This is a genomic window from Variovorax sp. YR752 (assembly GCF_943372545.1).
On record NZ_CALRZC010000290.1, the window covers coordinates 1 to 9,016 of the forward strand.

Annotated in this window: 9 protein-coding genes and 1 pseudogene; all 10 read left to right on the forward strand. The window is 68.8% G+C overall.

The genetic code is table 11. From position 1 onward, the window contains the following. Window positions 1-394, forward strand: a pseudogene (locus AAG801_RS37435) (amidohydrolase); the annotation flags it as partial. A gap of 8 nt (window positions 395-402) precedes the next feature. Then, window positions 403-801 (forward strand): DoxX family protein, encoded by a 399-nt coding sequence (locus tag AAG801_RS37440; protein ID WP_341892977.1) that lies wholly within the window; start codon window positions 403-405, stop codon window positions 799-801. After that, window positions 794-2,374, forward strand: coding sequence for an MFS transporter (locus AAG801_RS37445; RefSeq protein ID WP_341892978.1), 1,581 nt, complete (start codon window positions 794-796; stop codon window positions 2,372-2,374). Before AAG801_RS37440 ends, AAG801_RS37445 begins: the two co-directional genes overlap by 8 nt. A gap of 60 nt (window positions 2,375-2,434) precedes the next feature. Continuing rightward, a complete protein-coding gene (locus AAG801_RS37450) occupies window positions 2,435-3,256 on the forward strand; it encodes an alpha/beta hydrolase (protein ID WP_341892979.1) in 822 nt (273 codons plus the stop codon). Window positions 3,257-3,341: 85 nt separating this feature from the next. Beyond that, window positions 3,342-4,226: a diaminopimelate epimerase gene (gene dapF, locus AAG801_RS37455; RefSeq protein WP_101491216.1), complete on the forward strand. Its 885-nt coding sequence runs from the start codon at window positions 3,342-3,344 to the stop codon at window positions 4,224-4,226. Then, window positions 4,223-4,918, forward strand: coding sequence for a DUF484 family protein (locus AAG801_RS37460; protein WP_101491215.1), 696 nt, complete (start codon window positions 4,223-4,225; stop codon window positions 4,916-4,918). The genes dapF and AAG801_RS37460 overlap by 4 nt, the downstream gene beginning before the upstream one ends. Beyond that, entirely contained in the window at window positions 4,915-5,559 is a 645-nt protein-coding gene (locus tag AAG801_RS37465) for a YdcF family protein (protein WP_341892980.1), read from the forward strand. The genes AAG801_RS37460 and AAG801_RS37465 overlap by 4 nt, the downstream gene beginning before the upstream one ends. Window positions 5,560-5,599: 40 nt before the next feature. Beyond that, on the forward strand, window positions 5,600-6,520 hold the full coding sequence (locus tag AAG801_RS37470; protein ID WP_101491213.1) for a tyrosine recombinase XerC: 921 nt from the start codon (window positions 5,600-5,602) through the stop codon (window positions 6,518-6,520). A 73-nt stretch (window positions 6,521-6,593) separates the two neighbouring features. Beyond that, the gene (locus AAG801_RS37475) at window positions 6,594-7,808 is read left to right on the forward strand and encodes a class I SAM-dependent methyltransferase (protein WP_341892981.1); all 1,215 of its coding nucleotides are present in this window, start codon (window positions 6,594-6,596) and stop codon (window positions 7,806-7,808) included. A 101-nt stretch (window positions 7,809-7,909) separates the two neighbouring features. Beyond that, window positions 7,910-8,965 (forward strand): GTP-binding protein, encoded by a 1,056-nt coding sequence (locus tag AAG801_RS37480; protein ID WP_099795064.1) that lies wholly within the window; start codon window positions 7,910-7,912, stop codon window positions 8,963-8,965. Window positions 8,966-9,016: the final 51 nt, after the last annotated feature.

Sequence of the window (9,016 nt, forward strand, 5' to 3'; positions counted from 1 at the left end):
GGCCGGCCAGCTCGCCGACCTGGTGGTGCCCGACCGCGATTTCTTCGCCTGCGCCGAATCGGAAATCGCCGACACGACCGCGCTGCTCACGATGGTGGGCGGCAAGGTGGTCTACGGCGCCGGTCCGTTCGCTCCGCACGACGAAGGCAGCGTGCCGCCCGCCATGCCCGACTGGTCGCCCGCGCGCACTTTCGGCGGCTACGCCGGTTGGGCCGACACCGCCGAAGGCGCGCCGCTGCAGAAGGCGATGCGCAACGCCGCAGCGGCCTGCGCCTGCGCCAACGACTGCAACGTGCACAGCCACCAGCACGCGACGGCATGGAGCAGCAAGCTGCCCATCGCCGACCTGAAGAGCTTCTGGGGCGCGCTGGGTTGCGCCTGCTGGGCGGTGTGATGAAAGCGATGCACTGGACCCTTTCGCCCGCCGTGCGCTGGATCGCCTTGCTGCTGCTGTGCGCGGCCTACCTGCAGGGCGGCCTGAACAAGGCGATGGACTTCAACGCCGCCCTCGCGGAAATGAACCACTTCGGCCTGTCGCCGGCCGGCCCGCTGGCCGTGGCGGTGATCGTGCTGGAGCTGGGCGCCGCGGCGCTCATCCTCATCGGCTTGTGGCGCTGGCTCGGCGCGCTCGCACTGGGCGGCTTCACGCTGATGGCGACTTTTGTCGCGCTGCGTTTCTGGGAGATGCCGCTGGGGCCCGAGCGCTTCATGGCCGCGAACTCTTTCTTCGAACACCTGGGCCTGGTCGGTGGCTTCGTGCTGGTCGCCTGGCTCGATCTCAAGGAGCGCCAGGATGACTGAGCCTCAAAAATCCGCCGGCGCCTTCGCGCCGCTGCGCCAGCCGGTCTTCGCGGTGCTGTGGGCCGCCACGGTGCTGGGCAACATCGGCAGCTTCATGCGCGACGTGGCCAGCTCGTGGCTGGTGACCGACCTGTCGGCGAGCCCGACGGCGGTGGCGCTGATCCAGACGGCGGCGACGTTGCCGATCTTTCTGCTGGCGATTCCGGCGGGCGTGCTGTCGGACATCCTCGACCGCCGGCGCTTCCTGATCTTCGTGCAGGTGCTGCTGGCCGCGGTGAGCGGCACGCTGCTGGTGCTGTCGCACACGGGCGCGCTCACGGTCGAGTACCTGGTGGCGCTGACCTTCGTGGGCGGCATCGGCGCGGCGCTCATGGGGCCGACCTGGCAGTCGATCGTGCCGGAGCTGGTGCCGCGCAGCGAGCTGAAGGGCGCGGTGGCGCTCAACTCGCTGGGCATCAACATCGCGCGCTCCATCGGGCCGGCGGCGGGCGGGCTGATCCTCGCGAGTTTTGGCGCGGCGGCCACCTACGGGCTCGACGTGCTGAGCTACGTGTTCGTGATCGCGGCGCTGCTGTGGTGGAAGCGCCCGGCGGCGGTCGACAGCGGGCTGTCGGAAAACTTCTTCGGCGCCTTCCGCGCGGGCATCCGCTACACGCGGGCCAGCAAGGAGCTGCATGTGGTGCTGCTGCGCGCGGCGGTGTTCTTTTTGTTCGCGAGCTCGGTGTGGGCGCTGCTGCCGCTGGTGGCGCGCCAGATGCTCGGCGGCACGGCGAGCTTCTACGGCATCCTGCTCGGCGCGGTGGGCGCGGGCGCCATCGGCGGCGCGCTGGTGATGCCGCGGCTGCGTGCGCGGCTCGATGCCGACGGCATGCTGCTGCTGGCCTCGCTGCTCACGGCCGCGGTGATGGGCGCCCTGGTGTTCGCGCCGCCGCAATGGCTCGCGGTGCCGATGCTGGGCGTGCTGGGGTTGGGCTGGATCATTGCGCTGACCACGCTCAACGGGGTGGCGCAGTCGATCCTGCCGAACTGGGTGCGCGGGCGCGGGCTGGCCGTGTACCTCACGGTGTTCAACGGCGCGATGGCCGCCGGCAGCCTGGGCTGGGGCCTGATTGCGCAGCAGATCGGCGTGCCGGCCACGCTGGTGGCGGGCGCGGTGGGGCTGGTGGTGATGGGCCTGGTGTTCCACCGCGTGCGGTTGCCCGCCGGCGAGGCCGACCTGCAGGCCTCGAACCACTGGCCCGAACCGCTGCTGGCCGAGCCGGTGGCGCACGACCGCGGGCCCGTGATGATCCAGGTCGAGTACCGCATCCGCAAGGAAGACCGGCTGGCGTTCATGGAGGCGATGAAGCGCCTGTCGCTCGAACGCCGCCGCGACGGCGCCTACGCCTGGGGCGTGCACGAGCACACGACCGACGCCGAGCGCGTGATGGAGTGGTTCCTCGTGGAATCGTGGGCCGAGCACCTGCGCCAGCACCACCGCGTGTCGCAGGCCGACGCCGACCTGCAGGCCGAGGCGCTGCGCTTTCACATCGGCCCGGGCAAGCCCGAGGTGCACCACTTCCTGGCGCTCTGAGCGGCGCGGATTCTGCTTTCCATTTCCCCTTCACCCTCTCGCCAACCTCAAGGAAAAACCATGACCACACTGACCCTTCGCGACGGCACCGAGCTCTATTACAAGGACTGGGGCAGCGGCCAGCCCATCGTCTTCAGCCACGGCTGGCCATTGAGCGCCGACATGTGGGACGCCCAGATGCTGTTCTTCGCCGAGCGCGGCTACCGCGCCATCGCCTTCGACCGCCGCGGCTTCGGCCGGTCGAGCCAGCCCTGGACCGGCTACGACTACGACACCTTCGCCGACGACATCGCCGAGCTGATCGAAAAGCTCGACCTGAAGGACGTGATCCTGGCGGGCTTCTCGATGGGCGGCGGGGACGTCACGCGCTACATCGCGCGCAAGGGCAGAGCCCGCGTGGCGAAGCTCGCGCTCATCAGCGCGGTGACGCCGCTGTTCATGAAGACGCCCGACCATCCCGTGGGCCCCGAGGCCTCGCTGTTCGCGGGCATCCGCGCCGGGCTGGCCGCCGACCGGCCGCAGTTCATCGACGACTTCAGCACGCTGTTCTACGGCACCAACCGCCCGGGTGCGAAGGTGTCGCAGGGCGTGTTCAAGCAGACGCTGCAGATCGCGCTGCAGGCCTCGATCAAGGCCACCATCGACTGCGTGACGGCGTTCTCCGAGACCGACTTCCGCCCCGACATGGCGAAGATCGACGTGCCCACGCTCGTGATCCACGGCGACGACGACCAGGTCGTGCCCTTCGAGGCCACGGGCAAGCTCGCGGCCGAAATGATCAAGGGCAGCCAGCTCAAGGTGTACGCCGGCGCGCCGCACGCCACCTGCAACACGCACGCGGCGCAGGTGAACGCCGACCTGCTGGCGTTCATCCAGGGCTGAGGCCGCTGAGACTGGGTGTGCCGAAAGGGCTGCGCCCTGCGGCCCTTTCGGCGCGAAGGGCGGCGCCGGTGGCGATAATCCGGCGATGCGAATCCGCTTTACCAAGATGCAGGGAGCCGGCAACGATTTCGTCGTGCTCGACGAAACGCGCGGCACGCTGGGCCTCAGCGCCGCGCAGTACCGCTTCCTGGCCGACCGCCATTTCGGCGTCGGCGCCGACCAGATCCTCACGGTGCGCCCGTCGCCCGCTGCAGGCATCGACTTCCAGTACGTGATCCACAACGCCGACGGCGGCGAGGTGGAGCAGTGCGGCAACGGGGCGCGTTGTTTCATGCGCTTCGTGAGCGAGCACGGCCTGACCGACAAGAAAGACGTGCGCGTGCAGACGCTGGCCGGCGTGATCGAGCCGCGCATGGGCGACGACGGCCGCGTGACGGTCGACATGGGCGCCCCGGTCTTCGAGCCGGCGCGCGTGCCCTTCGACACGGCCGGGCTCGACCCGCAGCACGAAGGCGCGTGGCAGAAGTGGCACCTCGCCTTGGGGACCCGGGCCGGCACCGCTATCGTTTCGGTAGCGGTGCTGTCGATGGGCAACCCACACGCGGTGCAGGTGGTCGACAACGTCGACACGGCGCCGGTGGCCGAGCAGGGCCCGCAGATCGAGCACCACCCGCGCTTTCCGCAGCGCGTGAACGCGGGCTTCATGCAGGTGGTCGACCGGTCGAATATCAAGCTGCGGGTGTTCGAGCGCGGTGCCGGCGAAACGCTGGCCTGCGGCACGGGCGCCTGCGCGGCGGTGGTGGCAGGCATTCGCCTGGGGCTGCTGGATTCCCGCGTCGACGTGCAGACGCACGGCGGCATTCTCACGATCGAGTGGCAGGGCGACGGCCGGCCGGTGCTCATGACAGGACCGGCCACGACGGTGTTCGAGGGCGAGATCGACGTGCCCGACATTTCGGAACAGCCATGACCCAATTCACCCACGACAACAACGCCATGAACCCGATCACCGAAGACGACATCGCGAACTACCTGTCGAACACGCCCGACTTCTTCGAGCGCCACGCCCAGCTGCTGGCGCAGGTGCAGCTCACCAGCCCGCACGGCAACCGCGCCGTGAGCCTGCAGGAGCGCCAGGCCGAGATGCTGCGCGAGAAGATCAAGGCGCTGGAGCACCGCCTGATGGACATGGTGCGCCACGGCACTGAAAACGTGGTCATTGCCGACCGCCTGCAGCGCTGGACCAAGGGCCTGCTGACCACGCGCGACCCGCGCAGCCTGCCGTACCGCATCGCGGTCGACCTGCAGTCGCTGTTCCTGGTGCCGCAAACGGCCATCAAGGTGTGGGACTGCGGCACCGAGTACCTGAACGAAGCCTATGCCCAGTGGGTGAGCGACGACGTGAAGGCGCTGGCCACCTCGCTCACTTCGCCGTACTGCGGGCTCAACTCGGGCTTCGAGGCGGCCAACTGGCTGCCCGAGCCACAGGGCGCCGCATCGATCGCGCTGATTCCGCTGCGCGCCGACGCCGAGTCGCCGGCCTTCGGCCTGCTGGTGCTGGCCTCGCCGGACGCGCAGCGCTTCAACGCCGAAATGGGCACGGACTTTCTCGAGCGCATCGCCGAGCTGTCGTCGGGCGCGCTGTCGCGGCTGCGCCCTTGAGCCGTCCCGCGCGACGCGGGTGGCGCCGCCGGCCCTGGCTGGCCGGCCTGTGCATGGTCTTGCTGGCCGGCGTGCTGGCCTATGTCGCCATCGCGGGCGTGATCTGGCAGCGCGCCGAGGCCTCGCTGGCCGGCCCGCTGCCGCGCGTGGCTGATGTGGCGTTGGTGCTGGGCAACCGTGCGTACCTCGACGGCAAGCCGAACCCCTGCCTCACGGGCCGGGTCGACCAGGGCATCGTGCTGGCGCGCGCCGGGCGCGTGCAGACACTGGTGTTCTCGGGCGGCGTCGATGTCGAAGACGGCCGCATCGAAGCCGAGGTGATGCGCGACCACGCCACGGCCGAGGGCTACACGGGGCCGATGGTGCTGGAGTCGGTGTCGTCGTCCACGCGCGCCAACCTGTCGCTGTCGCGCACGGTACTGGAGGCCAACGGCGTGCGCAGCGTGATCATCGTGTCGGAGCCGTACCACCTGTGGCGCATCGAGCGCCTGGTGCGTGCCAGCGGCTTCGACCAGGCCTTCGACGTGCAGTACGCCGCCGCGCCCACCTCGTGCTGGCGCCGCTGGGGCATGCTGTTCAAGGGCGCGTTGCGTGAGCCGGCGGCCATCGTGAACAATGCATCGCTCGGTTATCTGTTCTAGCTAGCGCGGCCCCGGGCAGCGCACGGAGCACGACGACACCATGGAATGGATCGACAAATACCTCGAACACGTGCGCGTGGAGCGTCGGCTCGCGCCGCGCACGGTCGAGCTGTATGCGTTCCACCTGCGCGCGCTGACCGACCACGCGGCCGAGGCCAACCTGCCGCTGGACCGCGTGCAGACGGCGCACATCCGCCGCTGGATGGCCCAACTGCACAGCGCCGGACGCGAGCCGCGCGGCATTGCGCTGGTGCTGTCGTGCTGGCGCAGCTTTTACCGCTGGCTCGGCCATGAAGGGCTGATCGGTTTCAACCCGGTGCAGGACGTGCACGCGCCCAAGGCGGGCCGGCCGCTGCCGAAGGCGCTGGGCGTGGACGACGCGGTGCGCCTGGCCGAGCTGTACGACCCCGAAGCCGACCCCTGGACCGAAGCGCGCGACGGCGCCATCGTCGAAGTGCTGTATGGCTGCGGCTTGCGCGTGAGCGAGCTCACGGGGCTCGACGCGCAGGCCAGCGGCACGGCGCGCGGCTGGGTCGACCTCGATGCGATGGAAGCCCACGTGCTCGGCAAGGGCAGCAAGCGACGCAGCGTGCCCGTGGGCAGCAAGGCGGCCGAGGCGCTGCGCGACTGGCTCGCGGTGCGCGGCGAGCGCCAGGAGCCGGCGCTGTTCGTCAGCGCGCGCGGCGCACGCATGTCGTCGCAGGCGGTGTGGAAGCTGCTGCGCGAGCGCAGCCTGAAGGCGGGGCTGGCCGCGCCGGTGCACCCGCACATGCTGCGCCACTCGTTCGCGAGCCACGTGCTGCAGTCGAGCAGCGACCTGCGCGCGGTGCAGGAGCTGCTGGGCCATGCCAACATCGCGACCACGCAGGTCTACACGCGGCTGGATTTCCAGCACCTGGCCAAGGTCTACGACGCGGCGCATCCGCGCGCCAAGGCCCGGCCGGACAAGGACGGCAAGTAGTAGCCACGGCCCGTCGCCTGCAGCGTTTGTTTTCGTTTTTTATTTCTTCTTTCATTCCTTCCTCCGTTCTCCCATGAAAACCCTTCGCCTCAAGCCGGGCAAGGAGCGCTCGCTCCAACGCCGCCATCCCTGGGTCTTCGAATCCGCCATTGCGCGCGGCGGCGCGGACTCGGGGGAAACAGTGCGGGTGGAGTCGCACGACGGCAACTTCCTCGCGTGGGCGGCCTTCGGCCCCACGTCCAAGATCCGGGCACGGGCCTGGAGCTTTGATGAGAAGCAGCGCATCGACGCTGCTTTTTTTTCCACGGTCTGCGCGCGCGCGGTGCATGCGCGCGGCCTGTTCGACCTGCAGAGCGACGGCATGCGGCTGGTGCACGGCGAGGCCGACGGCCTGCCGGGGCTGATCGTCGACCGCTACGGCGACACGCTGGTGGCGCAGTTTCTGTCGGCCGGCGTGGAGCGCTGGAAAGACGTGCTGGCCGATGCGCTGCTCGAGGCCACGGGCCTGACCAAGCTGTATGAACGCTCCGACGCCAGCGGCCGCGAGCGCGAGGGCCTGAAGCCCGTCACGGGTTGGCTGCGCGGTGAGGGCGAGACCCAGATCACCATCCGCGAGCACGGCTGGCAGCTGTCGCTCGACATTGCCACCGGCCACAAGACCGGCTTCTACCTCGACCAGCGCGACAGCCGCCAGCGCTTTGCCGAGCTGGCGCAGCACCGGCGCTTTCGCCGCGTGCTCAACTGTTTTTGCTACACGGGCGGCTTCACCGTGGCGGCGCTCGCGGGCCTGAAGGCGGCCGGTGCGCTCGACGGGGCTTCGCTGGTGTCGGTCGATTCGTCCAAGCCCGCACTCGACCGGGCCCGCGCGCATCTGGCGCTGAACGGCTTCGAAGGGCAGGGCATTGCCACGGAGTTTCTCGACGCCAACGTGAACACGGTGCTGCGCGAGTTCATCGACCAGGGCCGCACCTTCGACGCCATCGTGCTCGACCCGCCGAAGTTCGCGCCGACGGTGCTGCACGCCGAGCGCGCCGCGCGCGCCTACAAGGACATCAATCGCCTCGCGCTCAAGCTGCTGGAGCCGGGCGGCGTGCTGCTCACGTTTTCATGCTCGGGCGGCATCAGCGCCGACCTGTTCCACAAGATCGTGGCCTCGGCCGGGCTCGACGCCGGCGTGGACGGTTACATCGCCGAACGCCTGGGCGCCTCGCCCGACCACCCGATGACCATCGAATTCCCGGAAGGCGAGTACCTGAAGGGGCTGGTGGTGGTCAGAAAGCCGTTGTGAATGGGGGCTTGACCCCATCGGCAACGCAACTCAGTGGCATTGGCTAAACTGCCCGCCAATCCCCCGCCTTTTTCTGTTTTCCGCTTCCGGAGCACTTTTCCATGGCCCTCATCCCCGCGACCATCCTGACCGGCTTTCTCGGCTCGGGCAAAACCACGCTGCTCAAGCGCATCCTGACCGAGGCCCATGGCCAGAAGATCGCGGTCATCGAGAACGAGTTCGGTGAAGAGAACATCGACAGCGACATCCTCGTGACCGAGTCGAAGGAGCAGATCATCCAGATGAGCAACGGCTGCGTCTGCTGCACCATCCGCGAAGACCTGCGCGAAGCGCTGCAGCTGCTGGCCGCCAAGAAGCGCCAGGGCCTGCTCGATTTCGACCGCGTGGTGATCGAGACCACCGGCCTGGCCGACCCCGGCCCGGTGGCGCAGACCTTCTTCATGGACGACGAGATCGCCGAGAGCTACCTGCTCGACTCGATCCTCACGCTGGTCGATGCCAAGCACGCGCCGCAGCAGCTCAACGACCGCCAGGAAGCACGCCGCCAGGTGGGCTTTGCCGACCAGATCTTCATCAGCAAGAGCGAGCTGGTGTCGGCCGAAGAGACCGACGCACTGATCCACCGCCTGAAGCACATGAACCCGCGCGCGCCGCAGCAAAAGGCGCACTTCGGCGACGTGCCGCTGAAGGACATCTTCGACCTGCGCGGCTTCAACCTGAACGCCAAGCTGGACATCGACCCCGACTTCCTGAAGGAAGAAGAAGCGCACGACCATCACGACCATGACCACGCGCATGGCGAGGCGTGCGACCACCCCTCGCACAAGCATGAAGGGCACGGCCACCATCACCACACCGATGACGACGTGAAGAGCTTCGTCTACAAGGCCGACCGGCCTTTCGACCCGGCCAAGCTCGAAGACTTTTTGGGCGCCATCGTGAACATCTACGGCCCGCGCATGCTGCGCTACAAGGGCGTGCTGAACATGAAGGGCACCGAGCGCAAGGTGATTTTCCAGGGCGTGCACCAGCTGATGGGCAGCGACCTGGGCCCGGAGTGGGGCAAGGACGAGGCGCGCCAGAGCCGCATGGTGTTCATCGGCATCGAACTGCCGCGCGAGATCCTGGAACAGGGGCTGGAGCAGTGCCTGGTCTGAGCACGCGCGCGTGAAATGAAAAAACGGCGCTGACCGCGAGGTCAGCGCCGT